26 protein-coding genes are annotated in these 25,823 nt (G+C 29.8%); 4 read left to right on the top strand and 22 right to left on the bottom strand.

Annotation, left to right across the window (positions count from 1 at the left end):
- Positions 1-373: 373 nt before the first annotated feature.
- The 9 genes from I4U58_RS00220 to I4U58_RS00180 form a co-directional block, all read right to left on the bottom strand.
- Positions 374-706 (bottom strand): hypothetical protein, encoded by a 333-nt coding sequence (locus I4U58_RS00220; RefSeq protein ID WP_195928768.1) that lies wholly within the window; start codon positions 704-706, stop codon positions 374-376.
- Positions 707-825: 119 nt separating this feature from the next.
- The gene (locus I4U58_RS00215) at positions 826-3,312 is read right to left on the bottom strand and encodes a LuxR C-terminal-related transcriptional regulator (protein WP_195928766.1); all 2,487 of its coding nucleotides are present in this window, start codon (positions 3,310-3,312) and stop codon (positions 826-828) included.
- A 209-nt stretch (positions 3,313-3,521) separates the two neighbouring features.
- Positions 3,522-4,307: a hypothetical protein gene (locus I4U58_RS00210; protein ID WP_195928764.1), complete on the bottom strand. Its 786-nt coding sequence runs from the start codon at positions 4,305-4,307 to the stop codon at positions 3,522-3,524.
- A gap of 268 nt (positions 4,308-4,575) precedes the next feature.
- Positions 4,576-5,445 carry a Sir2 silent information regulator family NAD-dependent deacetylase gene (locus I4U58_RS00205; RefSeq protein WP_195928762.1) on the bottom strand — a complete coding sequence of 290 codons (870 nt, stop codon included), beginning with the start codon at positions 5,443-5,445 and terminating at the stop codon, positions 4,576-4,578.
- On the bottom strand, positions 5,396-6,169 hold the full coding sequence (locus tag I4U58_RS00200; protein WP_195928760.1) for a protein-ADP-ribose hydrolase: 774 nt from the start codon (positions 6,167-6,169) through the stop codon (positions 5,396-5,398). The genes I4U58_RS00205 and I4U58_RS00200 overlap by 50 nt, the downstream gene beginning before the upstream one ends.
- A 199-nt stretch (positions 6,170-6,368) precedes the next feature.
- Positions 6,369-6,803 carry an Rrf2 family transcriptional regulator gene (locus I4U58_RS00195; RefSeq protein WP_195928758.1) on the bottom strand — a complete coding sequence of 145 codons (435 nt, stop codon included), beginning with the start codon at positions 6,801-6,803 and terminating at the stop codon, positions 6,369-6,371.
- A complete protein-coding gene (locus I4U58_RS13995) occupies positions 6,790-7,194 on the bottom strand; it encodes a pyridoxamine 5'-phosphate oxidase family protein (protein ID WP_243269510.1) in 405 nt (134 codons plus the stop codon). The genes I4U58_RS00195 and I4U58_RS13995 overlap by 14 nt, the downstream gene beginning before the upstream one ends.
- A 103-nt stretch (positions 7,195-7,297) precedes the next feature.
- Positions 7,298-7,693: a pyridoxamine 5'-phosphate oxidase family protein gene (locus tag I4U58_RS00185; protein ID WP_195928756.1), complete on the bottom strand. Its 396-nt coding sequence runs from the start codon at positions 7,691-7,693 to the stop codon at positions 7,298-7,300.
- 225 nt (positions 7,694-7,918) lie between these two features.
- The gene (locus I4U58_RS00180; RefSeq protein ID WP_195928755.1) at positions 7,919-8,869 is read right to left on the bottom strand and encodes a DMT family transporter; all 951 of its coding nucleotides are present in this window, start codon (positions 8,867-8,869) and stop codon (positions 7,919-7,921) included.
- A gap of 184 nt (positions 8,870-9,053) precedes the next feature.
- On the opposite strand from I4U58_RS00180, the gene I4U58_RS00175 reads away from it, so the two are divergent.
- The gene (locus I4U58_RS00175; protein WP_195928753.1) at positions 9,054-9,713 is read left to right on the top strand and encodes an AraC family transcriptional regulator; all 660 of its coding nucleotides are present in this window, start codon (positions 9,054-9,056) and stop codon (positions 9,711-9,713) included.
- A gap of 248 nt (positions 9,714-9,961) precedes the next feature.
- Here the strand turns inward: I4U58_RS00175 and bsh are convergent, their stop codons facing one another.
- From bsh to I4U58_RS00140, 7 genes are all read right to left on the bottom strand, one after another.
- Entirely contained in the window at positions 9,962-10,948 is a 987-nt protein-coding gene (gene bsh / locus I4U58_RS00170; protein ID WP_195928751.1) for a choloylglycine hydrolase, read from the bottom strand.
- Positions 10,949-11,291: 343 nt separating this feature from the next.
- A complete protein-coding gene (locus I4U58_RS00165; RefSeq protein ID WP_195928749.1) occupies positions 11,292-12,638 on the bottom strand; it encodes a nucleobase:cation symporter-2 family protein in 1,347 nt (448 codons plus the stop codon).
- Positions 12,639-12,941: 303 nt separating this feature from the next.
- Positions 12,942-14,402, bottom strand: a complete 1,461-nt coding sequence (locus tag I4U58_RS00160; protein WP_007285601.1) for a HAMP domain-containing sensor histidine kinase — start codon at positions 14,400-14,402, stop codon at positions 12,942-12,944.
- Entirely contained in the window at positions 14,402-15,067 is a 666-nt protein-coding gene (locus I4U58_RS00155; protein ID WP_022071747.1) for a response regulator transcription factor, read from the bottom strand. Before I4U58_RS00155 ends, I4U58_RS00160 begins: the two co-directional genes overlap by 1 nt.
- Positions 15,068-15,172: 105 nt before the next feature.
- Positions 15,173-16,090: a 4Fe-4S binding protein gene (locus tag I4U58_RS00150; RefSeq protein ID WP_007285599.1), complete on the bottom strand. Its 918-nt coding sequence runs from the start codon at positions 16,088-16,090 to the stop codon at positions 15,173-15,175.
- Between the two features lie 8 nt (positions 16,091-16,098).
- Positions 16,099-16,248 carry a CD1871A family CXXC motif-containing protein gene (locus I4U58_RS00145; protein WP_007285598.1) on the bottom strand — a complete coding sequence of 50 codons (150 nt, stop codon included), beginning with the start codon at positions 16,246-16,248 and terminating at the stop codon, positions 16,099-16,101.
- Entirely contained in the window at positions 16,241-16,882 is a 642-nt protein-coding gene (locus I4U58_RS00140; RefSeq protein WP_022071748.1) for a TlpA disulfide reductase family protein, read from the bottom strand. The genes I4U58_RS00145 and I4U58_RS00140 overlap by 8 nt, the downstream gene beginning before the upstream one ends.
- Before the next feature lie 169 nt (positions 16,883-17,051).
- Between I4U58_RS00140 and I4U58_RS00135 the strand changes: the two genes are divergently transcribed.
- Positions 17,052-18,566: a bifunctional UDP-sugar hydrolase/5'-nucleotidase gene (locus tag I4U58_RS00135; RefSeq protein ID WP_195928747.1), complete on the top strand. Its 1,515-nt coding sequence runs from the start codon at positions 17,052-17,054 to the stop codon at positions 18,564-18,566.
- A gap of 119 nt (positions 18,567-18,685) precedes the next feature.
- Here the strand turns inward: I4U58_RS00135 and phnE (I4U58_RS00130) are convergent, their stop codons facing one another.
- From phnE (I4U58_RS00130) to I4U58_RS00105, 6 genes are all read right to left on the bottom strand, one after another.
- Positions 18,686-19,495, bottom strand: a complete 810-nt coding sequence (phnE, locus tag I4U58_RS00130; protein WP_195928745.1) for a phosphonate ABC transporter, permease protein PhnE — start codon at positions 19,493-19,495, stop codon at positions 18,686-18,688.
- A 1-nt stretch (position 19,496) separates the two neighbouring features.
- The gene (gene phnE, locus I4U58_RS00125; RefSeq protein WP_195928743.1) at positions 19,497-20,321 is read right to left on the bottom strand and encodes a phosphonate ABC transporter, permease protein PhnE; all 825 of its coding nucleotides are present in this window, start codon (positions 20,319-20,321) and stop codon (positions 19,497-19,499) included.
- 1 nt (position 20,322) lies between these two features.
- Complete coding sequence (phnC, locus tag I4U58_RS00120) at positions 20,323-21,093, bottom strand: phosphonate ABC transporter ATP-binding protein (RefSeq protein WP_347708150.1); 771 nt, start codon at positions 21,091-21,093, stop codon at positions 20,323-20,325.
- Between the two features lie 131 nt (positions 21,094-21,224).
- On the bottom strand, positions 21,225-22,241 hold the full coding sequence (locus tag I4U58_RS00115) for a PhnD/SsuA/transferrin family substrate-binding protein (protein ID WP_195928739.1): 1,017 nt from the start codon (positions 22,239-22,241) through the stop codon (positions 21,225-21,227).
- A gap of 383 nt (positions 22,242-22,624) precedes the next feature.
- Positions 22,625-22,795: a hypothetical protein gene (locus I4U58_RS00110; protein WP_330643973.1), complete on the bottom strand. Its 171-nt coding sequence runs from the start codon at positions 22,793-22,795 to the stop codon at positions 22,625-22,627.
- A 174-nt stretch (positions 22,796-22,969) separates the two neighbouring features.
- Positions 22,970-23,845, bottom strand: a complete 876-nt coding sequence (locus tag I4U58_RS00105; protein ID WP_195928737.1) for a potassium channel family protein — start codon at positions 23,843-23,845, stop codon at positions 22,970-22,972.
- A gap of 186 nt (positions 23,846-24,031) precedes the next feature.
- On the opposite strand from I4U58_RS00105, the gene ytaF reads away from it, so the two are divergent.
- Both ytaF and I4U58_RS00095 read left to right on the top strand, forming a co-directional pair.
- Positions 24,032-24,670 (top strand): sporulation membrane protein YtaF, encoded by a 639-nt coding sequence (gene ytaF, locus I4U58_RS00100; protein WP_195928735.1) that lies wholly within the window; start codon positions 24,032-24,034, stop codon positions 24,668-24,670.
- A gap of 312 nt (positions 24,671-24,982) precedes the next feature.
- Entirely contained in the window at positions 24,983-25,768 is a 786-nt protein-coding gene (locus tag I4U58_RS00095; protein WP_207743789.1) for an EFR1 family ferrodoxin, read from the top strand.
- The last annotated feature ends 55 nt before the right edge of the window (positions 25,769-25,823 follow it).

Here is a 25,823-nt window from a genome sequence, read left to right as displayed (position 1 = left end):
CAAGTATCGCCAATATCAAAGTATCTATATGCCCCTTTAAAATTTCCTTATTTAATTCCACAAATTCACCTCCAAAATCTAATCATCGTAATGCGAGGTTTTAATTTAAAACAAAACCTCGTATTACAAGTATTGTATATCATAAATACTCGTTATGCAAGGATTGTTTGTTATATTTATATCAATAAATACATAAAAATAGGAATTATACTAAATTATACAATTCCTATTCCTATTTATTTTCTCACTCGTTTGTATTTTTTATTCTGCACTTAACCTCAAAATATGGGCTTGAAAAATCATAATTTAATTTCAATCCATGTTTAACTTATTCTCCAAGTTTTAACAGGATTAAATCCTACTGATTATAATCTTATTCATTCTCCATTTGTTTTTTCAACATCTCAGCGAATTCATGTTGTTGTTTTCTCTCTTCTTCTTGTAATTCTTTCATCCCTTTATTTATTGCTTTTGCGTATTTTTCAGCTTCTTTTTCGTCTTTCTTAAATTCTTTATAATCGGCTTTTGCCTCTCTTTTTATTTCGTGGCCTAATTCTTTATCTTGTTTTGTTATGTCTTTTATTTCTTTTTTAACGTCGTGTTTTAATTCATGTTCTAGTTTTCTTTCTTCTCTAAGTTCATGTCTATATTCTTTTCTACCTTCGTGATGTTCTTTCATTTCTTCAAATTTATCTCTAATAGTCATTTTACTTCTCCTCTCTATAAAAAAATACTTAGTAATAGATTATCCCAAATCGCAGTTTGATATAATCTAAATTTGATGTATTTTTTGTCAAAAAAAGTTTTTTAAAATGTAGCTATAACTTAGATTTCGTTGTTATTTTGGCTTTTTATAATATCTTTTATTTCTTGTCTTGATTTTATACATAATTTTTTAAAGACGGCTTTTAATATCGTTTTGACTGTGTTTACTGATACAAATAATATTTTTGCTATTTCATTATTTGTAAATCCTTGTGCCGCTAAATTAGCAACTTCTAGCTCTCTTTCCGACAATTCAGCCAATCTCGATTTTTCTTTTTTAACAAATTTTAAAAATTTATCATAAGGCTTTTGCAATCTTCTAATCTCGTCTATCTCTGCTTTAAAATTCCCTTTTTCATATATTTCATCTAATAAATCTTCTATATCAGTATAATTTTCCGCAAAAATCATATATAGTCTGTCGCTTAGAGCTATTTCCAAAGCTTTTTCAAGTTTTTCAACTGCATCTTTTCTTTTAGACAAATTATCGTATGCTATTGCTATATGTATATTTTCAAAAACTTCACAAATTAAATTTGGAAATATTTTTGCCATAGCTATAGATTTTTCATAAAGTACAACGACCTTAACATATTCCTTTTTCGTTATAAGCACTTTTGAATAAATAAAATTCACAAGAGGAATCGTCGGAAATAATAATCTAGTATTTTCAAAATTACCATTTACAATCCACTTAGGAATCTTGCTTTCTTCTTTTAAATTAGAATATATATATGCCCTTATAATGTCCAATGTATCAGAAAACATATGAAGATCATTTATATAAATCCTCTCTTCAATCTCATCCATCAAAGTTCTAAACTCTTCGTACCTACCCCTATGTATAAGTATCCTCAACTTTAAAAATAAAGCACAGCAAAGAACCCCCGAATACTTATCACACAAAAGCATAGCCTTATCTAGTGCTATTTCTGCATTTAATATATCTCCTTGATTAAAACAGACCTCGGCCTCCATAATATACTCAGCACCTATCCCATGATTTTGGGTGATTTTATAATAATAAAGCATGGCATTTTTCATAATGCTAAGCTGTTCCTGTAGCTTGCCCTTCTCTCTATAATACATGTATAAAATCGACGGCGAACCGAAAGTCCATGTAGATTTATTTGTCATAATTGTGGAAGGCTTATACATCAACTCATACGATTGTTTATGAAGATTTGACATCTCTTCTATATTGTTGTATTTTGTGAAACTAAATATAAGTTTCATCTCCCCAAGCAGTTGATTTTTCTCTTTAACATCTATATTTTTATCTCTTGCTATATTTTCATAAAATTGCCCACAAACTCTCCCAAACAAGTCCATCTCATTGTAAGTAAACAATCTTCTTGCGTATACCAATAACGCCAAATGATTTTTCTGTTTAAATTCATTTGGACAATTTTCCATACATCTTATAAATTTGTCCTTGATTTCTCCTGTGATGCTGTTTCCCTTGTCCTCTACCAATGCATCTAAAAAGTTTTCATAATCTCCAGCTTTATAAAAATAACCCATACTGACAACGTATTTTTTGTTTTTATAAAACCAAAATCCACCCTGTTTATATACTTCTTTTTTATAATTATCGTCTTTTTCTTTTAATTTTTCCAACAAACAAGTTCTAAAAATCGCATGGAATAAGTATACTTTGTTTTTCTTGTCGTACTTCACAAATGCATTAACCTGAGTCAATTCCTTTATCAATAAATCGACATTTTCGTCCCCAGTTATAAATTTGACTTGCTCCAATGTAAACTGATCAAATATGCATAATCTAAGCAAAAAGTCCTTAAACTTATCTTCAAACGGTTCATATACCAATTTTTCAACAAGTTCATATATATCTTCACTTATCTCAATCGTATTGTATTCGATATAATTTAGCATAAGCAAATATATCGCACTTATCCAACCCTCACTCTTTTTATAAACATCATCTATATTTAAAGTATTTAAATTTATACCACAAAGTTTATAATATTTTTTTATATCATCCTTTTCAAATTCCAAGCAGTTTTTCGTAATATAATTGACTAATTTTTTTAGTTGGAGTTCTTCAATCTCAATATTTGGCTTATTTCTCGTAATTATTATGAGATGAATTTTGTTGTCCATACTTTTCACCAAATTGTATATCAGCTCATCTAAATTCTTATTATTTATTAAATGATAATCATCTAAAATTATCGCTATTTCATCTTTTATATAAATAGAATTTATAAGCTCAATACACTCCTCCAGCTTTATGCTATTCTTTGGTAAACCTATGTTTTTTAGGCGGCTACCAGCATTTGAATCTATCTTGCTTATTATCCTGCAAAAACCTTGCCAAAACGCTATATCCGAATTTGTGTAGATATTTTGCCAATAGTAATTCGTGTGAAATTTGTTTAGATATATTTTTATCGCCGTTGTCTTTCCATATCCCATCGGTGCCTCGACCACAGTAAGCGGATATGAATTTATTTTCCCTATTTTTTCTGTAAGTTTCTCATTCACATAGACTTCATTCGTATTATATTGCTTTATATATTCCATATCCCCTTTTTGAAACCCCTTTCTAAAAAATATATAATCTCAGTTTTGTTTATTTTAAGTCTTATATTTTAATTATATATTATTCACTCTTTGTATTAGCCTTCTTTATTAAAATTTTCCACAAAAAATAGGAGCATATATGCTCCTTATTTATATACCCTGCTTGCTTTTCACACTATTTAATGTAGTACATCTTCATCAAATACCCTCTAATTTTTATATCCGCAATATGGACAAGTTCCATCTGCATTTATAGTTGCACTTCCGCAGTTTGCACATTTAGAACTATGGTTAGCTCCATCTTCATTACCTGCTTTTCTATAACCACAGTTTTCGCAATATCCATCAGGATGGAATGTCATTTTCTTGCATTGTGGACATTTTGTATAATCACCGTAGTCCCCACTTTGATATTCGTCGTCGTTATTTTTATTAGTGTTATTATTTTTATTTGTAGTATTTTTATTTGTATTATTGCTTGTATTTTGATTTGTATTACTTGACTTATTACTTGTGTTTTTATCACTATTTGATTTATCTGTGTTATTTGACTTGTTGCTTGTATTTTGATTGCTATTCGATTTATCTGTATTATCTGTTGATTTTATCTCTATGCTGTACTTGTCACTCCCTTCTATATTATTTAAAATGTCACACACATACTTAGCTATTTTTTCTAAATCATAATTTTCTGTAGCATCTTTTAATTTTTGCATATCTTGACCATAGTCCTTATTCGCCAACATATCATTATTTATATCTTTTCCGTAATTAACTAGCTTATCTTTACAATCTTTCGTTCCCCCGTCTGAATCCTTAAGTACTATATACATATCTTTTAATAATGTCGATATTTCCGAAGTTGTAGATGTATCTTTTTGTTGAGTTTGCTCGTCTTTTTGGTTTTGAGTACTATCATCATTGCTACTTGATGAACACCCAACCACACCAAATGATAATACTAATGATAATATAATAACAGTTAATCTCTTCACCTAAAATCCCCCCTGTTTGATAGGTCTAAATAAGATATCTTTTTTATTTAGTCTAAATAAAGTATCCTTCTTGATTAGCCTAAATAAAATATTTTTACTAGATATAAACTTCCTATTTAATTATAGTATAGTTTAAATTATGGGTTATAACTTGATGTTTGGAGGTTTTCACCCGGGTGATTTTTCAAAATAAAAACCACTGACAAATTCTACTTTATCAATGGCTTTTATTATAATATTTTATTATAAACAACTTTCATTTTTAATATTATATTATCGATAATATAACATCCCCTATATCACCATCAATACAGATTGACTGGCTTTTTATCTCGTCCGGTGCCATCGCCTCGCCATAATTAATACAAACATAAGTAGCGTCTTTATTAATCATTGTCATCTTCCAAAACGGATACTTAATCCAAACTGGAGTGTTTGCTCCTACCCCAAGCTCCAAATACACAACTTTTGAATATTTATGTTTGTTTATAAAATCGTCGTATCTATTTTTCGCCTCGTACCATCCCTCATCTTGGACAAATGTATTGTCACATCTTAAATTCATAGTCATTGGCTTTTTACAAACTGGACAATAAGGGATTAAATCACTTGGGATTTTTAAGTCTTTTTGTCTTTTTACCATCTCTTTTACTTGTATTTCGTTGTCATAAGTCTTTTGATGACATGGCTCGCTACATTGCCATAAGCCATAATCCCCCTGCATATAAAACAATCTATTTTTATCAAACCCACTTCTTTGGAAACAATGATCCACATTAGTCGTAATCACAAAGTAGTCCTTGTCTTTTACTAAATCCAACAAATTTTTATAAACAGGTTTTGGTATGTCGACATAACGGTTGTAGTAGATGTGTCTGCTCCACCACGCCCAATATTCCTCAAGTGTTTCATATGGATAAAATCCCCCACTATACATATCTGGGATATTGTATTTTTCGATAAAATCAGAGAAATATTTTTCAAATCTCTCACCACTATAAGTCAGTCCTGCTGATGTTGATAGACCAGAACCTGCCCCAATCACAATAGCGTCGGCATCTGCTAATACTTCTTTCAATTTTTCTATATTATTTGAGTAATTCTCTGTATATTTCTTTGTCCATATCTTTGAAAACATTGAAAATCACCTTCTTTACACTAGTATCTTTTTTCATAAATTCCTCAACAGTTTTTATAGCTATTTGGGCTGCTTTATCATTTGGGAAGTGAAACTCGCCTGTCGAAATACAACAAAACGCAATACTCTCCAAGTTGTTTTTGGCTGCTAAGTTTAAACAAGATCTATAACAATTTGCAAGCAATTCACAATCCTCACTTGTCAATTTATAACTTATTATCGGGCCGACTGTGTGGATTATATATTTGCAAGGCAAGTTGTATGCATTTGTGATTTTTGCCTGTCCCGTCGGCTCGCCATGCCCTTGTCTATTCATAATTTCATCACACTCAAGTCTAAGCTCTACCCCTGCAAATGAGTGAATAGCATTGTCGATACATCTGTGGTTTGGAACATAACACCCAGTCATTGCACTGTTTGCCGCATTTACAATAGCATCACAATGAAGAGTTGTTATGTCACCCTGCCAAAGATAAATCCCCTTTTGTATAGGATTTAAATTATTTATATCTACAATTCCTTTTTTGTTTATTTCTTCTTTTAAATATTCATCTTGCACCTTTAAAAATTCCTCGCTTATTTCTTTCGGCATACGCACATTCATAAGTGCTCTAAGCAAATCACCCTGCTCTGTAGGATTTTTAGGTATTTCGATATTTTTATATCTTTTGTCTTCTTTTAATAATTCTTTTATTAAAAATATTCTTCTTTCGTCTTGATTCATAATAATCAACCCCTTTTTGAATCTATTACATCCAACTGTAGTTATATCATTTGTTATATTATCGTTATAACAGTTATTATTAAAATATTATCTTTCTTATTTATTATAGTACTATACATTCTTATTGTAATAACAATCATTACAACGAAATTTATTAAAAAATTTGAGACCCAAGTTTATCTCCTCAAGTCTCAAACTGCTATTTTTCAATATATTTCTCTGTATCTTTTTTCACATCTTCTAAAGTTATCGATGCCAATTCTCTTTCCATAGCATCTTGTACTTGTTTAAGTTTATCATCCAATATAAAATGAATATTTCGACCTACTGGACATTTTGTATTTGGATTTTCGTGAAAATGGAACAATTCCCCGTTATCAACACATTCCACAGCTCTATATATGTCTAAAAATGTGATTTCGCTTAGTGGTTTTGTAATATATGCACCACCACTCCCTCTCACAACTCCAACAAGACCTGCAGCTTTTAATTGTCCTAATATTTTACGAACTATAACAGGGTTTACATTTGTACTTCCCGCCAAAAAATCACTCGTTATCTTATATTCATCTTTAAATGTATCGATGCAGGTAAATATATGAACCGCAAGTGTAAATCTGCTAGAAATTTGCATACAAAACACCTCTCTTTCGCCTTTTATTATATAAAATAGCTATTGCACTGTCAACGAGTACACATTGCTGATAAATCTTAGTTTCTTTTTTCAATACACTGCTTTGGACATATTTCTGCATAATTCCCGCAGTGTAGTTTTCATAACCAATATTTTTTATCTTACCCCTAAGTGAAATAGCCATTTTATCTTTTGTCGCAGAAATCGCCACATATTTTTGCTCCATCAATTGCTCATAAAAAACTTTCCCCCTAGCAGTCAGAAAATATACTTCTTTTTCATCATACAACATCATGTCTATCACTCTAGTCTGTGGATGTCCATCTGCTCCTATTGTCGCAACTGTAGTTGAGTGAATATCTTCAACAAGCATTTTTAAATATTTCATCATATTAGCTCACCTCTCTTTATAATTTTATAATGCCCAACATAGATTTTATGCTGGGCAAGATTTTGTCATTGTTATCTAAATTTACTTTGTTTTGCTGATTTAATTAAAATTGGTAAGGTGGATTACCAGAAAAATCAGCTATTGCACCATGTGGATTTTCTAAATAAAATACTTCAAATATTGGGTTGTCAGCAGTTTGATATTGACCTTTTACTATAGGATTTTGCATGCATAATTCTTTTGCTGCCATATTGTTTTCAAATACTGCTTTCCCTGCTAAACGAATCCAAGCATATTCTGGTGAAGAAACAGAAATTTCTATTTCAGGGTTTCCCATCATATCTTTATAAACATCTTTTTGGTTATTTGTGCAGAACCATAATTTCCCCTCTTGTTCACCGATAAACATAAATGGACGGCATTTTGCCTTTCCATCACGACCAACAGTCGCTAAATATTGAACTGGATTTTCGTGTAAAAATTCTACTACTTTTTTCATAATTCGATACCTCCATATTATTTTAAGTTTTGATATAAGTTTTAATTATTTTATATATCTTATATTTTTAGATAGTATAATAATTTTTTACTTCCTTTGTTGTAACCTTATTAATTACAACATCATTGTATTTCTTTTTGGTTGTAATGTAAAGAGTTACAACTAAACTTTTTTCAAAAAAAAATTTGGAACTCTGGATAATTCCTTCCAAAGTCCCAAATTTTCTTAGATGTACTCTTCAAATTTATTTTTATCTATACTTTCACAAGTCTCTTCCTTAGGCTCATCTTTTTTAGCATAAGCTAAAATTATAGTTGTAAGAATAATACAAACTGTTCCAACAATATCGCCCATTCCAAAAGGATTTTTCAGCCATATAACTGATAGGAATGCTGCTGATAATGGTTCAAAAGAACCTAATATACTTGTTTCAGTTGGTTGAATATAATTTAAACTTTCTAAATAGCAATAATAAGCAAACAATGTTCCAAATATCACTACGAATGCCACAGCAGAAACAGTCGCTACTGACCAAGTTCCACTAAATTTCCAAGGTGGATTTATAAAACTAAACGCTATACCACCAAGTAACATCCCCCACCCAACAACTGTGATTGAAGAATATTTTGTCAGCAATTTAACTGGTTGTAATGTATAAATTGCAGCGGCAAATGCTGAACATAGTCCCCAAAATAGTGCCTGTTTAGATATAGATAAGCTGTGTATATCTCCCTTTGTAATTATAAAGAAAGTACCTACTATAGCTAATAAAATTGCAACTATTTGGTTTTTGTTTGGCAACTTTTTGCTTACAATAGCAACATAACAAGTTATAATCACTGGTGATAAATATTGTAAGATTGTTGCTGTTGCTGCATTTCCATATTTAATCGCAGCGAAGTAAGTATATTGAGAACCCAACATTCCCAAAACACTAAAAGATACAAGTGTTATCGCATCTTTTTTATTTTTCCAAATTTCTTTAATTCCTGGATCTTTCTTAATTGAACCATAGCTTAAAAGTAAAATACCTGATAATAATAACCTAACGACTACTAGCCACTCCGTAGTAAAGCTGTTTTTTTGGAACAAAAATTCTGCAACTGTTCCAGAAATACCCCATAAAGTAGCTCCAAAAATAACTAAAGCGATTCCTTTAAAACGTGATTTATTCATCTTTTTTTCCTTTCCTTTCATAAAATTTTGTTTTTCATATATAATAATATTATTAATATGATTTTAAATATATTGACTTATTAATTCGGCTACATCCTTATTCTATTACTATTTGCAATGTATAACAATTAATATATTGATTAACATTGCAACTATATTAGCGAAATTGAAAGGAAGTTTTAATATGCAATTATCAAAAATAGAAGTTGATAAACAACAAAGAGAAATTATCAAATATGAAAATGGTGATTTCCCATTCCTCATATTTACAGATGACTTTTGTAATTTTGATGAAGGATACATTAGGTGGCATTGGCACAAAGACCTTCAAATTTCATACGTAGTTGAAGATAAAATTTGCTTTCAAGTAAATGGTGAGACTATTGTGTTGAATCCTGGGGAAGGAATACTTTTTAATTCCAATGTACTTCACCAAATTAAACCATATTATCAAAACTGCAAGATGATTTCAATTATGTTTAACCAAAGTCCTTCCAAAAAAGTTTCTGCTGATGATGAAAGGGTCAAAACAGCGATAAACTACATAAAAACAAACTATGCACGCGATATATCTCTAGATGATATCGCAAAATCATGCAATATCAGCAAAAGCGAATGTTGCAGAAGTTTTAGACGAATCCTAAAAATGACTCCGTTTGAATATTTGATGGAATATAGAGTTTTGAAGGCAACCGAATACCTTTATAATACTGATGAACCAATATCTAATATCTGCATCAATGTTGGATTTAATGGGATAAGCTACTTCGGTAAGACATTTAAGAAGTTTATGCACTGTACCCCGTCCCAATACAGGTCTAATATGAAAAAAAAGTGGCTGTAGATATTCTACAGCCACTTTTAAATAATCACTATTTAAGGAAATCAATCACTACTTTCGTTAAATGTCAATAATCTTCTAATTCACATCAACTATATATGATATATTTTTTCTATTATTCTAAATTTTATTCAATTATATTTTAATTTATCAATCGCAAATTTATTTTTCTAGTTTATATCTTTTACTAGGATTAAATTTTATCTCATTAAGTTATATTTTTTATTAATCTCAAACTTACATTTATTTTATTAGTTTAAAGTATTTACAACTTGTATATCGTTATAAGGGAATATCTTCATTTCGCTACCATCTAAGTCTTCTTTATGCATATCAAGCATGTTTATTTGGTTGTTGTTATAACTCTTGTAGTAGTAAAGTCCTTTTTCAAGGTTCATACAAGAACTGTATTGAGTTATTTCATCTTTTCCGTCTTTAGTTATTACTGAACCTTTTACCATTGCTACGTTATTTAATATATGGAAAAATTCAATTATTCCGTCGTTTTCTATATCTTCCATAAGAATTTGTGCTCTTAAAAATGCTACTCTTACAAATCTAGATGGTGATGAAAAATCGCCAGGAAGTCCTATCCCACCAGTTGCAGATCCCAGCGGAGTTAATTCTAAATCACTCCAATTTGCAGATGTCGGTTGAACTGGAGTTGCATTCATATATTGACGTAAGTTAGTTATATGCCAATCAAATGATGGTGCATTAGTCATTACACCAACTTTATTTTCATATACTTTAAATCCTTCTTTAGTTTTTTCGATTACGATTGCTTTTCCTGTCTTATCAGTAACCATCCAGTGAAGTGTTGGAAGTCCAACATTTTCAGCAAAAGGTCTTGCAACTAAATTGATTTTATCTAAATATGGTCTTAATTCTTCTAAAGTTGCAAAATTACCAGTAATCCAAAGAATTAAGTCATATGGTGGCATATTTTCCATACCTTCTTTAGTATCCTCTTCCCAATATGCATCAGGGAAGTTAAGCCCAGCACAACCTAGCCCCTCTTCGTTTATAGCCTCAGCAAATAGTGGATGATTGTCCATAACTGATGCCATACCAGTAATCGCATATTTTATCTTTTTATTTTCACCAGAAACTTTGTCTACGTATTCATAATTTCTAGGAACTACTACTGGTCTTTGTCCAAATGTATATTCCAAATCCATATTTCTTCCAAATAAATGTTCTTTTTTAAATGTTAATAAACTCAAAGCTGTACACATGTTAAAATCCTCCTTTTTATGTAAAATAATATTCTTATTTATGTTTTGTAAATCGCTTATTATTTATGCATAAAGAATTATCTAAAATCCCAATTTTAAATAATTAAAATTAGCCCTAAAAAATGGATCCTGAAAAATACGTATTCGACGGAAACGTTGAAATGGAGCCAAACTTGAAAATGAAATAGCAACTCTTTGTGCTGAAATGGGAGCTTCTGATGATATCGAAACATTAAAAGCTGCTATCAATTTCCTATGCATTATAAAAAAATGCTACAAAATAGATAACCTACTTTGTAGCACTTTTGCTTTTAATTTATTATTATTTTACTTCAATTATTTCCTAAGCTGCTTCAGCCAACTTCTCAATTTCCATATTTTTAGGAAGTAGTAAGTTTAAAATAATTGAAACAACGAACACAACTGCAACACAGTTTCCGCTGAATATATCTTGTATCATTTTAGGGAATATTGCCCAAATTTCTGCTTCTGTAACAGAAGTAAATCCTATCCCTATAGCTAAAGATAGTGCTATAATTATGATATTTCTTTGTGTAAAACCTGCTCTTGCAAGCATCTCTATACCACTAACTACTATTGTCCCGAACATCATAAGTGTACACCCACCTAACACGGATTCTGGAATGGAGCTGAAAAATGCACCGATTGGTGGAACAAATCCTGCAAGTATCATAAACATAGCTCCAGTCATTATTGTAAATCTATTTACTACTTTTGTCATAGCAACTAATCCAACATTTTGGCTGAATGATGTTACTGGTGGACATCCAAATATACCAGTTATAGAACTTGAAAAACCATCACAAGCAAGTGAACCTGAGATTTCTCTTTCTGTTATTTCTCTGTCTAAACCTTTTGCAACTACTGCTGATGTATCTCCGATTGTTTCAGCAGCCGAAACCATAAATATAATACATACTGATATAATTGCATTTATATTGAATTCTGGTGCAACTGGTAAAATTGTAGGGAATGCTATAATTCCATTAGATAAAATTCCTGATAAATCTACCATTCCTAAACAAAGTGATACTACATATCCTACAAATAATCCGAATAAAACTGATAATTGCTTCCAAAATGATTTGGCAAAAATATTAAATAAAAGACAAGCAACTAATGTGATTGTTCCTACCATGATATTTTGTGAAGAACCAAAATGTTCAGTGTAACCCCCTCCGAATGAGCGCACACCTACAGTTAATAATGAATAGCCAATCGTTGTAACGACAACACCTGAAACAACTGGTGTTATTATTTTTCTCCAATATTTGGCCAATAATCCTAATAGTCCTTCAAAGATACCACCTACGATAACTGCTCCTACAACAGCACCATAGCCATATTGAGCTCCAACATAAGATAAGATTGTAACGAATGTAAAACTAACTCCCATAACAATTGGTAATTTAGACCCTATTCTTCCAATAGGATATAACTGAATTAAAGTTGCGATACCCGCCATAAACATCGCATTTTGTAATAATATAGTCATTTGTTCTGATCCTACTCCTGACGCACTACCAATCATCATAATTGGTGTTAAATTGGCTACGAACATAGCAAGAATATGTTGTAATCCAAAAGGAATTGCCTTAGATAATGGCACTCGTCCATCTAATTTATAAATATTTGCAATACTCGAAACTACTTTTTCTCTTTTTTCCATCATGTGTCCCTTTCATGTGTGTAAACTTAATATGAAATTAGTATACTATAAAACTTTTAAATTTACAATTGTAAAAATTAAAATTTGTTGTTTAATTAATAAAAAAATCATTTTTTAAGAAAAAAATATGCTACTTCCACTTATATATTAAAACATATATATTAAAAAGTTCGTATTTTTCCATATATTTAAATACATTTTTCATTATTTCCTTTACTATTTTAGATTTTTATTTTTATCAATATTTTTATATTTTATCTATATACAAACACAAAAAGTAGGAGCTTAGCCCCTACTTTTTTGTTAACATATTAAGTTATTTTCTTCAAAATTAATCGTAAATTTCATACCATTTTGCACACTTTCAAATGAGTGTGAGATATTTAAAGTTTTTAGAATTTGTTGAACAATATAAAGTCCCAACCCATTTCCACCAGTGTTTTTATTTCTGTCAAATTCCGCCCTATAAAACGCCTCGAATATATGATCTAGATGATTTTGTTCTATTGGTTTACACTCATTTTCTATTATTAATGAATTTTTTTCAAAATATATATTTATATTTTTTCCATTATCGGTATAATTCACTGCATTAGATATAATATTCGATAATGCCTTTTTTAACATTGATTTATCAGTATTTATATTTAATGAGTTTGAATAATCTATGTTCATATTGATTTTTTTTGATTTTGCGATAATTTTATATGGCTCAATAATACTTTCTATCAATATTTTTAAATCTACTTCTTTCAATTCTTTTTCGCCGTTCAAAGAGTTAAGTCTAGATGTGTCTAGTATCTCTTGAACCATACTACTTAAATTAACAACAGCTTCTTGACATTTTGGGAGATAAACATCATGATTTTTATACTTCCCGATATTCAAAATCATATTTTCAAGCATTATATGTATGCTCATAAGAGGTGTTTTTAATTCGTGAGAGGCACTTCTTAAGAAGTCTACCTTGCTTTTTTCCGATTTACTCACATTTTCAATTTCCTCTTTCAAAGAGTCAATCGTATCTAATAAATTTTTATATAAACTATTTATATTTGTCGCTAAAAGCTCTATCTCATCTCCAGTGTTAATATCACAATACGCATCTTCTTTTAATACTTGCATCTCTTTTGTAACGTCACAAATTTGTTTTATTGGTTTTGTTATTTTTTTTGTATATATATATGATGCAAATAATGAAATAATAAGACTTATACCGATAGAATATGGTAATATCATAAATACTACACTTCTCGCTTCTTGGAGATATTGTAAATCCATAGCAACTTTTATTGATGCATCTACGTTATCTTTTGTCTTTAACTTTTTAGTGTAAAGTAATGATGAATCACTAATTTTTAGAAAATCATTTTTAACTTCTGTTGAATTTGATTTCTTATTATCTTCTATAAAATCCGTTTTATTGTCGATAACTAGCGACTGTTCATCTAAAGCATCTGGGTTTATATATATATCACAACTTTTAATTCCTTCATATACTTTATTTTTTCCATTTACACTCAACAGTATATTTATATTATGCATATCAGCAAATTTCTTAGCTATTTCATCGCTCTTATTTGAATTATTATTTTGTAATTGCTCTGTTAATTGATAGCTTATGTTGTCTAAATCTTGCTGCTTTTTATTAGTATAAAAACTCGGCAAAAGCATATACAATAAAGTGTGAGAAATTATGATGATAATTGCCATCAGCCCAACTGTAAATAGGTATGTTTTTTGGAATAGTTTCATCTTTTTCATTACTTATCCTCAAACTTATACCCAATACCTTTTACAGTTGTAATACAATCTAAATCTAGTTTTTTTCTAAGATTTTTAATATATACATCAATAACACGATCAGCTGGAGCCTCGTCTATTTCCCAAAGACTATCTAACATTTGATTTCTTGTTAGCACCTGGTTTTTGTGCTTAATTAATAATTCCAATAACTTTATTTCCTTTGGTTTTAAATCTACTGGATTATTATCTTTCTTTGCACAAAATCCTAAAAAATCCACCTCAACATCTTTATAAATCCATTTGTTATTTTGTTGTCTTCCTTGGATACGTCTTTGCAAAGCTTCAATTCTTTTGTGAAGTACTACAACCGAAAATGGTTTTGTTATATAATCATCGGCTTTTTCATTAAAACTCATGATTTGACTGTAATCATCAGTCATTGCAGTAAGCATCATAACAGGAACATCACTTATTTCTCTTATTTGGCTCAATACACCAAACCCATTTATTTTTGGTAGCATTATATCCAATAAAACTAAATCAAATTCATTTGATTTGAATAAGTCGATACCTTCTTGCCCATCTTCAGCAACCATAACATCATATCCAACTTCGGATAAATATTCACTTATCCCTTCTCTTATATCTATCTCGTCTTCTACTATTAATATTTTTGTGCTCACTTTTTTCAACCTCATCATCTTTTAATTATATTTTATAGTATACTATAATTTAAATATTATATTAAATATCTTTTTTATGTTTTAATTTAAACTTAAAGGCTTTTATTAATTTTTGCTTGCACAATTTGACTTACATCCAGAACATTTTGAATTACAAGCTGCTTCTTTTGTTTTTGTAAATGTAGTTTTTATAGCTCCTCTTGGGCAAACTTTTATACATTTTCCACATCTTATACATTCCGCACTGTTTGGGGTTTTGTATACTGCGACATTCATGTCACATTTTCGCTCACATAATCCACATTTTGTACATTTGTCTTCATCAATTTCATATTTATAAAGAGAATATTTGTTGAATAGCCCATATATAGCACCTAATGGACATAAGTATTTACAAAACGGTCTATAAATTTTTATTGATAATATAACAACACTCACTAATATAAACATCTTCCAAGTAAACAATGGTCCAATTATTTTTCTAAGTGAACTGTTCATTGATACTAGAGGTACCCCTCCAAGCAATGTTCCTGATGGACAAATTAATTTGCAAAACCAAGGATTACCCTCTCCTGCAAAGTTTGTCAGTGTAAGTGGCATTATAATTACAAATACTACTAATATAACATATTTAAGATATCTTAATGGCTTATCCAAAGGCACCTTTTTAATTTTTTTAATAAATGGAATTTTGTAAAGCAAGTCTTGTACTAATCCAAATGGACATAGCCATCCACACACAAATCTTCCTACAAACGCTCCAACCATCATTAAAAATCCTATTATATAAAATGAAAATTTAAAATTTCTACTTCCCAATACGGCCTGTAAAGAACCTATTGGACAAGACCCTATCGCCCCTGGGCATGAATAACAATTCAGCCCAGGTACACATAGTTGTTTACTATCACCTTGATATATCTTCCCTTTTGCAAAGCCCAAAAAGTATCCATTAGTCAATGCAGTAAACACTATTTGAACGGTTAGCCTCAGGTTTGACTTTATCTTTCTTATTAAATCCATACTATCACCTATCCAATTCCTATACATTCAAGACATATAATATTTGATTTCTTTGACACAACTTTATGTTCTTGTCTGTGAATTCCAAGAGATACAAAAAGCATCCCTGCAATAAATATTGCTAAACCTACTTTATTTTTTTTAATAATATTATTCATTTGCTTCTACCTTCTTTAATACTTCATCTATTTTTGCTTTCCAGCCATCATAATCATTAGAACCTTCTATACTATCAACGATATTTCCATCTTTATCTATAAAGAATGTTGTTGGGAATGCTTGTAAAAGCAATGTATCATCTTTTTCTACCATATCTTTTGTAACTGTTAATTGTTGATAAGTTGCATTTGCTTTTGATAATATTTCTTTTGCTGTAGCTTTTTCTTCATCAGTTAATCCAATTCCCGATTCTAGCAACATACCTTTTATCGAAACTCCTTTTTCTCTATATTCTTTGTTTAATCTATCTAATGTTGGTATTTCTGATATACATGGGCTGCAGCCTGTGTTCCAAACATTGACCATAGTCAGTTTATATTTTGAGAATATAGATTTATCCACCTTGTTTCCATCTATATCTGTAGTTTTCATATCTTTAAATATTGTGCTAGATGATAAACTTGAGTTTGTATTTTTATCTGTTTTTTGTTCTGTTTTTTGTTCAGTCTTTTGATTTGAGCCTTGTTGATTTTTGTTTGAGTTATTTGACTGTGAACATCCTACTACTGATGTTACTGTCATCATCGCTACTAATGCTAATGTTGCTTTTTTTGTTATTCTTTTTCTGTTCATATTCATTCTCCTAATACTTCAATATTTTAATTATTATTTGTTTTGCTTTTCTATGGTTTAATATTAAAATTTCAATATGTAACGTATATGAAATTAAATAACTATCTTTATAAAATGAAGATTTTGAGGTAATATAAATATACGGATTAACAATTAAAGAGGTGTCACAATGAAAAATTTAAAAATATATTTTACATCGGATTTACATGGTTATGTATACCCTACTGATTATGTTGATAGATCTCAAAAAAACATAGGTCTATTAAACATAATAAATCAATTTGAAAAAGACGGTAATACATTAATAATAGATGCTGGAGATACTATCCAAGGTTCTCCTTTCACAAACTACCTTAGTACTGCTGAGTTTGATGTTCATCCAATAGCTACTATATTCAATAAAGCTGGATACGACTATATAACTCTTGGTAACCACGACTTTAACTACGGATTTGATTATCTTAAAAAATACCTTTGCAACTTAGACGCTAAGTGTTTATGTGCAAATGTAGATGATAAAACAAACGAACTTGGTATATTCCCTTACGATATAAAAACTTTAGAGAACGGATTAAAAGTTGGTATCATAGGATTTACTACTGATTTTATAAATATTTGGGAGAGAGCTGAAAACTTAGCTAACTTCACTATAAACGATACTATATCATCTATAAAACCTTATTATGATGAATTAAAAGGAAATGTTGATGTTTTAATAGGTGTTTATCATGGTGGGTTTGAGTACGACTTAGAATCTCACAAAAAACTAAGCGAAACTAAAGAAAATATAGCATATAAAATATGTAATGAACTTGGGTTTGATTTATTATTAACTGGTCACCAACACATGGAGATATCTGATATAGACTTACATGGTACTCATATAGTTCAAACTCCACACAACGGAAGTAAATTCATAGAGTTAAACTTAGAATTTGACAACGATCAAATCCAAAACGTAACTTCAAAATTAATAGATGTTGAGCTTAGCCCTAACAAGGAAATGTACGATAAATTCTTACCTCTAGAAGAAAAAGTTCAACAGTGGCTTGATACTCCAGTCGGGTTCTTAGATACAGAGTTACAACCTTCAGCTCACTTAGACATGGCTTTAAACGGTTCATCTCTTGCTAACTTTATAAACCAAATCCAATTAAGTGAAAGTGGTGCTGACATTGCTTGTACTTCTTTTGCAAATGTTATAAAAGGGTTCGAGAAAAACGTAACTGTAAGAGATATAATGTCGACTTACCCGTACCCAAATACATTAGTAGTATACGAAGTTAACAGAAAATACTTAGAGCTTGCTTTAGAAAGATGTGCTAGCTACTTCGACTTCAAAGACGGTGAAGTAACTATATCTGATAGATTCTTAAAACCTAAAGTTGAGCATTATAACTACGATTATTTCGCTAACTTAAACTACATATTTGACATAACAAAAGAAGTAGGAAACAGAGTAACTTCTATAGTTTATAATGGGAAAGAATTAGATCACGACACTACTCTTAAATTAGTTATGAATAACTACAGAGCTAGCGGTGCTGGTGGATACGAATTCTACACAGAATGTAAAGTTGTAAAAGAAATCTTAATGGAAATGCCTGATATAATAATAGATTACTTTAAAAATAATACAAACGTAACTGTTGATAAATCAAAATATTTAACTGTTTTAGCATAATTTTAAAGCCCCTTATAGAGAACGCATATTGTTCCTCTCTAGGGGCTTTTTTAATAGATATTTTCCTTGCAATTAAATAAAGCTGATTCCACTTGGAATCAGCATTTAAATTCTAAAACTTAGCCTCTTGCTAATTTATTTCTTACTTTAGTTGATATATACTCTACTATTAGAACTAATACAATTAATCCACATAGTATAGCACCAACTTCGTCCCAACTTAATGAGTTCATAGCAAATATTAAAGGAGCTCCTATACCACCTGCTCCAACTAATCCTAGAGTAGATGCGTCCTTTATATTTATTTCAAATCTATATATTACTGTTGATACAAAGTTTGTAAATAATTGTGGTAATATACCATATCTTATTTTTTGGAATGCATTACATCCAGCAGCATCTAAAGATTCTAATATTTTTTTATCTAAATCTTCTATAGTTTCTATGAATAATTTAGATACCATACCTATTGATGTTACTGATAAAGTTAAAACCCCTGCAAAAGCTCCAGGACCTGTAACTCTTATAAACATTAACCCATAAACGAAAGCTGGGAATGTTCTTATAGCTGCTATAAAGAATGATGTAATAACACTAACCCACTTTGGAACTATGTTACTTGATGCTAAGAATGATAGAGGAACAGCTATTATTGAACCTATTAATGTACCTAATAATGCTATACATATAGTTTCTAATAATAAAGCTGGAACTCCACCTTTATCTAGTGTGAATAACATACTAGTTTTTGGATGGAATATACCATCAACTACATTTTTAGCTATTTCTACACCATTTTCTTTTACACCATTAAACTCAATTGAATGTCCTGCCCATACCATTATACCTATTATAAATAGTACTGTTAGGGCTTTATTTATCCATAAATTTGGTTCTTGTTTTAATTGTTTATTAACTGTTAACTGCATATTACCCTAACCTTTCTCTTATATATTTACTTACATTTTCTATTATTACTACTGTTATAAATAGCATAACAAGTATCATACCTAACTTGTCATACTCTCTCCAACCTATTTTCTCATTTAATATAAGACCGATACCTCCAGCACCTACGTATCCAAGTATTGCTGCGTATCTTACGTTGATTTCGAATGTATATAAACATATTGAAAGATATGATGGTAATATTTGAGGCATTATAGTTCCTATGAATGCTTTAAGTTTTGTAGAACCTAATGCTTCCATAGCTTCAAATGGTCCCATATCTACAGTTTCTATTTTTTCGTATAACATTTTTACAACTAATCCGAATGAGAATATAGTTATTGCTACTGTACCAGCAAATGTTCCTAATCCAAATATATAAGTTGCAACTAATGCTATTATTAAAGTTGGTAATGTTCTAGTTATACTTAAAAGAAATCTAACTAAATTTAAAACTATTTTTGACTTGTTTATATTAACTGATGATATTATAGCAAATGGTATAGCTATAAAACATCCTATCATAGATCCAAGTACCGACATTTTTATTGTGTCTAATAAAGGAGGTAATACAGATTTTGCATAACTAAAATCTGGTGGTATCATACCTTTTAATATAATAAAGAATTCGCTTCCTCTTTTCATTATTGTTGAAAGACTGAAACCAGTCACATTACTTGCAAGTAATACTGATATAACTAAACCTATTATTACATAAGGAACGATAGATTTAGGTGGTTGAATTTCTTGGCCATCACTTAATACTATTTTTTCCGGTTTAAATATATTTTTTATAGCTTTTAACATCTTAAGCCCCCATCATTTCATCCTGAGCTAATTCACGCCCGTATATTTGAGTTAATACATCATTTGTTACTTCGCTTGATGGTCCGTCATATACTATTTCACCAGCTTTTATTCCTATAACTCTATCAGCGTATTTTAATGCTAAGTCTACGTGATGTATGTTTATAAGAACTGACATGTTTAATTCTTGATTTATTTTTTTGAAGTCATCCATAACTTGTACTGCTGTTATTGGGTCTAATGCTGCAACAGGCTCATCAGCAAGTATTATTTCTGGATTTTGAGCTAATGTTCTAGCTAGAGCAACCCTTTGTTGTTGTCCACCTGAAAGTTGGTCAGCTCTTACATAAGCTTTATCTAATATACCAACTTTGTCTAAAGCTTCTAATGCTACAACTTTATCTTCTTTTGAATATAATCCTATTATAGATTTCCATAATGGCATATCTGGAACTCTTGAAGTTAATACGTTTTTTATAACTGAAGTTCTAGTTACTAAGTTGAAAGATTGGAATACCATACCTATTCCACGTCTGAATTTACGTAACTCTTTTCCTTTTAAGTTGTTAACTTCTTGTCCGTTTACAGTTAACACACCATCAGTTATATCATGCATTCTGTTTACTGTTCTTAGTAAAGTTGATTTACCTGCACCAGATAAACCTATTATCGCAACAAATTCACCTTGTTGTATTTCTAAATTTATATTTTTTAATGCATGTAATCCATTTGGATATACTTTATTTACGTTATCAAATTTTATCAATTGTATCCCTCCACGTTCTATTTATGCTCTGTTTTTCTTGTTTTCAATACATTTAATTGATAGTATCTTTCGTGATATTATTTTTTTAATTCGTATAAAATAAGTCCATGATACTAATCATGAACTTATTTATTTTACTATTGTATAGATTTTATTAGCTCTTGAGCTTTCTTTTCTTCTTCGTAATTTTTGCTATCTCCTATTTCATATCCTTTATGAGTATAGATAGATATTACATCTTGTCCTTCTGGAGTTTCAGCTATATTCATAAATGCATTTTGTAATGCTTTAACTAATTCTGGAGTCATTACAGAAGAGTTTTTAGTTACTGATATAGTATCATTGTATATAGGAGCTGTAACACCTATAACGTTAGTTTCTTCCCAAACAGACTTGCTTCTTCCGAATTCGCTTGTCCATTTATCAGCATAGTCAAGACGTGCATCAGCATACGTTACCATAACATCTATTTGACCACTTGCTAATTGAGTTAATGCAGTAGCATAGTTATCTAAAGCCACTTTATTTGGTAAATCAGTTAATGATAAACCGAAGTTTTCTTGTAACCATAAACTTGGGTATATATATCCTGCTGGAGAAGTTGTATTACTTGATACACCCCAAGTAACGCCTTTAACATCTTCAGCTGTTAATTTTTTACCGCTATTTATTTTATCTGCAAGAGCTTGACCTTTTTCAGATGGTCCAGCTATTACTAAAGAACGATAATAAGTAACTTTTTTGTCTGTATTTTCTGTTGGAGCTGTATTCCAATCTGCTGGATTATCTGAATCATGGTTTAATCCAAAACGAGTAGCAGTTAAAGCAACATCTGCTCCATTTTCATATAATACATATGTTCCACCTGGTATAAATCCAACGTGTGCAGTACCTGATTCTAAAGCTTCACCAACAGCTTCGAAACTTGTACCTACTTCAATTCTTATATTTTTAAATTCAAATCCTTCTTTAGCTAATTCTTCTTTTAACATATCAGCTAAAGGTTCTGTTGCAGATTGTATTTCTTTAGGGTCTCTTGAAGGAACAAAGTATACTACTAATTCATCATCATCTGATTTATTAGATCCACATCCAACCATAAGAGCCATAGTTAATACAACTACAGAAAGTAATGCGAAAATTTTCTTTTTCATCATTGCGTCTCCTTTATTAATTATTAAGTCTTATTAATTATATCATATTTTTTATATTTTTGTGCAATTTTTTCCTTTTTTCGATTTATTTTTATTATTTTCAACTTATTTCGCATTAAATATGCTACACTATTTAAGTTATTTTTTACTTTTATAATATTTTCAATTATAAAAAACATTTCCCTTTACCATTTTGGTAAATATAGTATGATATATAATTATTAGATTATTAGTTTAAATCAAAAAAATTCACTTCGTTCATGGCGCCAACGACTTTGTTTGTTGCTTATATAAAAAAAAGTAGCTAGATTTAATATTCTAGCTACTTTTTACAACTCTATTTTTTAATTTTATATATTTCAATTCTTCTTCGCTTTAGCTTATTACTTTAATTTATTATATTCTTCATCACTTACTTCTTCGCACCACTCTGTTTTTGTGTCAACTCCTGGTACTTCTATTGCTAAGTGTTGGAACCAGCTATCTTTTGCTGCTCCATGCCAATGTTTTTCTAAAGACGTAAGCATATGACAAAATATATACGGTCTATTCATTTGAAAATCCTCCTGTAAATTCTTTCTCTCAACTTAATTATAATTGTAGTACTTAAAGTTAACTCTAAGTCAAAGCATTTTTTAATCATTTAAAACATTCTTATATGTTTTTAAAATACTATTTCATAATTTAATATTAAAATATTATTTCATGATTTAAATCATTTTAAATTATTATTCATTTTTATAAGATAATACGGAAGATATAAAAACTGTAAGACATAGTATACTCGTCATAGAAATTATGATACTCATAAATTTTGCGACAGGCGAAACTGGACTTATATCTCCATATCCAACTGTGGCAAAGGTGATAATCGTATAGTAAAACAAATCAAAAAATGTAGGATTATTAGTATACACCCCTTCATTGCTACAGCTAATAAAACATACTGCTAGTGCCAAACTTATTACTACCATGCACAAAACTATTACAGCCATAACGCCTATACTGTCTATTTCAAATGCTTTTTTAGTTTGCGCCTTAAAATCAGCAATTTCGGGACTTCTTATAAGTCTCAAAAGTACTTTTAAATTTAGATAATAGCTGAGCGTCACTCCAACAAGTCCGATTTTGTAATTTTTCGCAAATTCCCCGGGAAATATTATTAAAATCGTCATATACATGCTTATTATGAAATAACTTATCAATAAATCAGCTTTTGTGATTTTATCTTCAATTTTATATAAGAATTTGTATATTCTTGAAACACATAATAATACGCATCCTATTGCAAAATACAAAAATATAATTAAAAATATTATCGTCAATGTCTTTCCAAACAAAATATAATTTTCTTCTACATATTTAAAAATCTTCTTAACTATATATCTCATAAGAGCATAAACTACGAATATTTGTGATATAAAAAGTATAAACCATTGATAGAAATTTAAATATCTCGATCTACCTTTAAGCAAATATCTATATTGATTATTTATCTCATAAATTAGTTTCTTGACGTTTTTAAACTTACCCATATTTACTCTTTTATAAGTTACTACTTCAAGTGCAAATAAAGTTATTAATATAAAAAATAATCTAAACATACTTCCTCCAAATCTAGTTTTATGATTTTTCAATATTAGTATGCTCATTATCTTTATAAATAATAAAATCTCACCTTTTTAAAAGGTCACCAAAAATTGCACTTCTCATATATTGTTAATATATAGTTAAACTATGTGAAAATTAATAGGTTTCAATGCTTATCACAAGGGGGGTATACAGACGCCATGAATCTTTTATCTTCAGTAAATGCAGTTTTGCTTGTAGGCGCTTTATCAATAGATGCTTTTGTTGCCAGTTTCGCCTATGCCACCAGCAAAATAAAAATACCCTTTAAATCAGCTTTGATTATTAATGTTGTATCTACTACTATTTTGGGGATAGCCTTGTTTTTCGGAAGTATTGTAAGCAGATTCATTCCATCTATTTTTACAACAAGTATTTGCTTTACTATGCTATTAATGTTAGGCTTGGCTAAATTATTTGACAGTACGTTAAAAGCATTGTTGGGCACTCGCGGCTCACTAACTCGCAATTATGAATTTAAGGTTTCCGACTTTAGGTTTTTCTTAAAAGTATATATAGATAATACAGCAGCAGATGTCGACCATTCGCTTATATTATCACCAAAGGAATCATTTTCTCTAGCATTAGCACTATCTTTAGATGGATTGGCGGCTGGTTTTGGAGCAGGTTTAGTTTCGGCTAACTTTTTTCAAATAATTTTATTCTCACTTATTGTAAATATAGTTGCAATCCTCGGTGGTTGCTTTATAGGAAACAAAATAGCAGAAAAAACAGAGCTTAATCTGTCTTGGTTGAGTGGTGTGACATTAATTTTATTAGCTTTTTTAAAATTGAAATAAATATTTGAGATTGATATATAAATTTGTTTTCTCATTAATATAAACGGGAGTTGGTAGAATGTGAATTTCTATCGCTCCCAAAAAAATTCCCTTTTGATTAAAGTTCTCTTCAAATTCTTATCTGATATTTGTTAAAACTCTACATTACACCTTTATATGTTTACACTTTTATTTGTTAAAGCTCTCTACTACATTTTCAAATTTCTCTTTATTGCTTACCTCCAAGTAAGTAAATAACTACAAAGTGCGTTATTGCATACCATTAACCTGTTTTATATAATTTTTATATAAATTTTAAAAGGAGATTGTATTATGAAAAACCTAAATTTACTTTACTTCAGCCCTACTGATGGGACTAAAAAAGTTGTAAAAGAAATCGCAAATGGTATCGGAAGTGAGTATAAAGAATTTGATATTACTTTAGCTCAAAATAGGACTCAGGAATTATTTTTTGATGAAAATGATTTAGTTATAATCGGTGTGCCTACTTATGCTGGTAGATTTCCAAAATTACTAAGAAGCTATCTTGATAAAATTTCATGTAACAAGGCTATGGCTGTATTTGCTGTTACATATGGAAACAGAGATTATGAAGATTCACTTTTAGAGACAAAGGATTTATTTGAATCAAAAGGATTTGTTGGACTTGCTGGTGCAGTATTCGTAGCCGAACACTCATCTACATCAAAGCTGGCGACTAATAGACCAAATTCAGACGATTTAAAAATAGCTTATGACTTCGGTGTGAAAATAAAAGACAGACTAGAAAATTTAAATGACGTAAACGAATTAAAACTAGAAGTTCCGGGCAACTTCCCTTATGTCGAAAAAAATCTCCCACAAGTTCCAATGGCTCCAGAAACAGACGACACTTGTGTAAACTGCAAAATATGTGCAAAACACTGCCCTACATCTGCTATAAATCTTGAAGATTGTAAAAAAATAGATCCAACTAAATGTATAAGATGTTGTAGTTGTGTAAAAAGATGTCCGTTTAATTCTAAAAAATTCACTCACCCTGGATTTAATAATATGAAAAACATGCTTGAAACTAATTTTGCTGATGTTGTTCGTATGCCGGAGATATTTGTTGGATAAGATTTATTTAACTAAAACTATATAAACTTTATTTGTGTAAATAAGTCATAAAAAT

Origin of the sequence: Clostridium sp. 1001270J_160509_D11 (genome assembly GCF_015667935.1) — a bacterium.
GTDB lineage: Bacteria > Bacillota > Clostridia > Peptostreptococcales > Peptostreptococcaceae > Intestinibacter.
The sequence above is the reverse complement of the archived record's forward strand: the minus strand, read 5'-3'. Positions and strand labels throughout refer to the sequence as shown.

Excerpts from the sequence above, each read along its gene's own strand:
- I4U58_RS00220 (WP_195928768.1), bottom strand. The coding sequence starts at position 706 with ATGACTATTAGAGATAAATTTGAAGAAATGAAAGAACATCACGAAGGT.
- I4U58_RS00215 (WP_195928766.1), bottom strand. The coding sequence starts at position 3,312 with ATGGAATATATAAAGCAATATAATACGAATGAAGTCTATGTGAATGAG.
- I4U58_RS00205 (WP_195928762.1), bottom strand. The coding sequence starts at position 5,445 with ATGTTTTCAAAGATATGGACAAAGAAATATACAGAGAATTACTCAAAT.
- I4U58_RS00200 (WP_195928760.1), bottom strand. The coding sequence starts at position 6,169 with ATGAATCAAGACGAAAGAAGAATATTTTTAATAAAAGAATTATTAAAA.
- I4U58_RS00195 (WP_195928758.1), bottom strand. The coding sequence starts at position 6,803 with ATGCAAATTTCTAGCAGATTTACACTTGCGGTTCATATATTTACCTGC.
- I4U58_RS13995 (WP_243269510.1), bottom strand. The coding sequence starts at position 7,194 with ATGATGAAATATTTAAAAATGCTTGTTGAAGATATTCACTCAACTACA.
- I4U58_RS00185 (WP_195928756.1), bottom strand. The coding sequence starts at position 7,693 with ATGAAAAAAGTAGTAGAATTTTTACACGAAAATCCAGTTCAATATTTA.
- I4U58_RS00180 (WP_195928755.1), bottom strand. The coding sequence starts at position 8,869 with ATGAATAAATCACGTTTTAAAGGAATCGCTTTAGTTATTTTTGGAGCT.
- I4U58_RS00175 (WP_195928753.1), top strand. The coding sequence starts at position 9,054 with ATGCAATTATCAAAAATAGAAGTTGATAAACAACAAAGAGAAATTATC.
- bsh (WP_195928751.1), bottom strand. The coding sequence starts at position 10,948 with ATGTGTACAGCTTTGAGTTTATTAACATTTAAAAAAGAACATTTATTT.
- I4U58_RS00165 (WP_195928749.1), bottom strand. The coding sequence starts at position 12,638 with ATGGAAAAAAGAGAAAAAGTAGTTTCGAGTATTGCAAATATTTATAAA.
- I4U58_RS00160 (WP_007285601.1), bottom strand. The coding sequence starts at position 14,402 with ATGAAAAAGATGAAACTATTCCAAAAAACATACCTATTTACAGTTGGG.
- I4U58_RS00150 (WP_007285599.1), bottom strand. The coding sequence starts at position 16,090 with ATGGATTTAATAAGAAAGATAAAGTCAAACCTGAGGCTAACCGTTCAA.
- I4U58_RS00145 (WP_007285598.1), bottom strand. The coding sequence starts at position 16,248 with ATGAATAATATTATTAAAAAAAATAAAGTAGGTTTAGCAATATTTATT.
- I4U58_RS00140 (WP_022071748.1), bottom strand. The coding sequence starts at position 16,882 with ATGAACAGAAAAAGAATAACAAAAAAAGCAACATTAGCATTAGTAGCG.
- I4U58_RS00135 (WP_195928747.1), top strand. The coding sequence starts at position 17,052 with ATGAAAAATTTAAAAATATATTTTACATCGGATTTACATGGTTATGTA.
- phnE (WP_195928745.1), bottom strand. The coding sequence starts at position 19,495 with ATGCAGTTAACAGTTAATAAACAATTAAAACAAGAACCAAATTTATGG.
- phnE (WP_195928743.1), bottom strand. The coding sequence starts at position 20,321 with ATGTTAAAAGCTATAAAAAATATATTTAAACCGGAAAAAATAGTATTA.
- I4U58_RS00115 (WP_195928739.1), bottom strand. The coding sequence starts at position 22,241 with ATGAAAAAGAAAATTTTCGCATTACTTTCTGTAGTTGTATTAACTATG.
- I4U58_RS00110 (WP_330643973.1), bottom strand. The coding sequence starts at position 22,795 with ATGAATAGACCGTATATATTTTGTCATATGCTTACGTCTTTAGAAAAA.
- I4U58_RS00105 (WP_195928737.1), bottom strand. The coding sequence starts at position 23,845 with ATGTTTAGATTATTTTTTATATTAATAACTTTATTTGCACTTGAAGTA.
- ytaF (WP_195928735.1), top strand. The coding sequence starts at position 24,032 with ATGAATCTTTTATCTTCAGTAAATGCAGTTTTGCTTGTAGGCGCTTTA.
- I4U58_RS00095 (WP_207743789.1), top strand. The coding sequence starts at position 24,983 with ATGAAAAACCTAAATTTACTTTACTTCAGCCCTACTGATGGGACTAAA.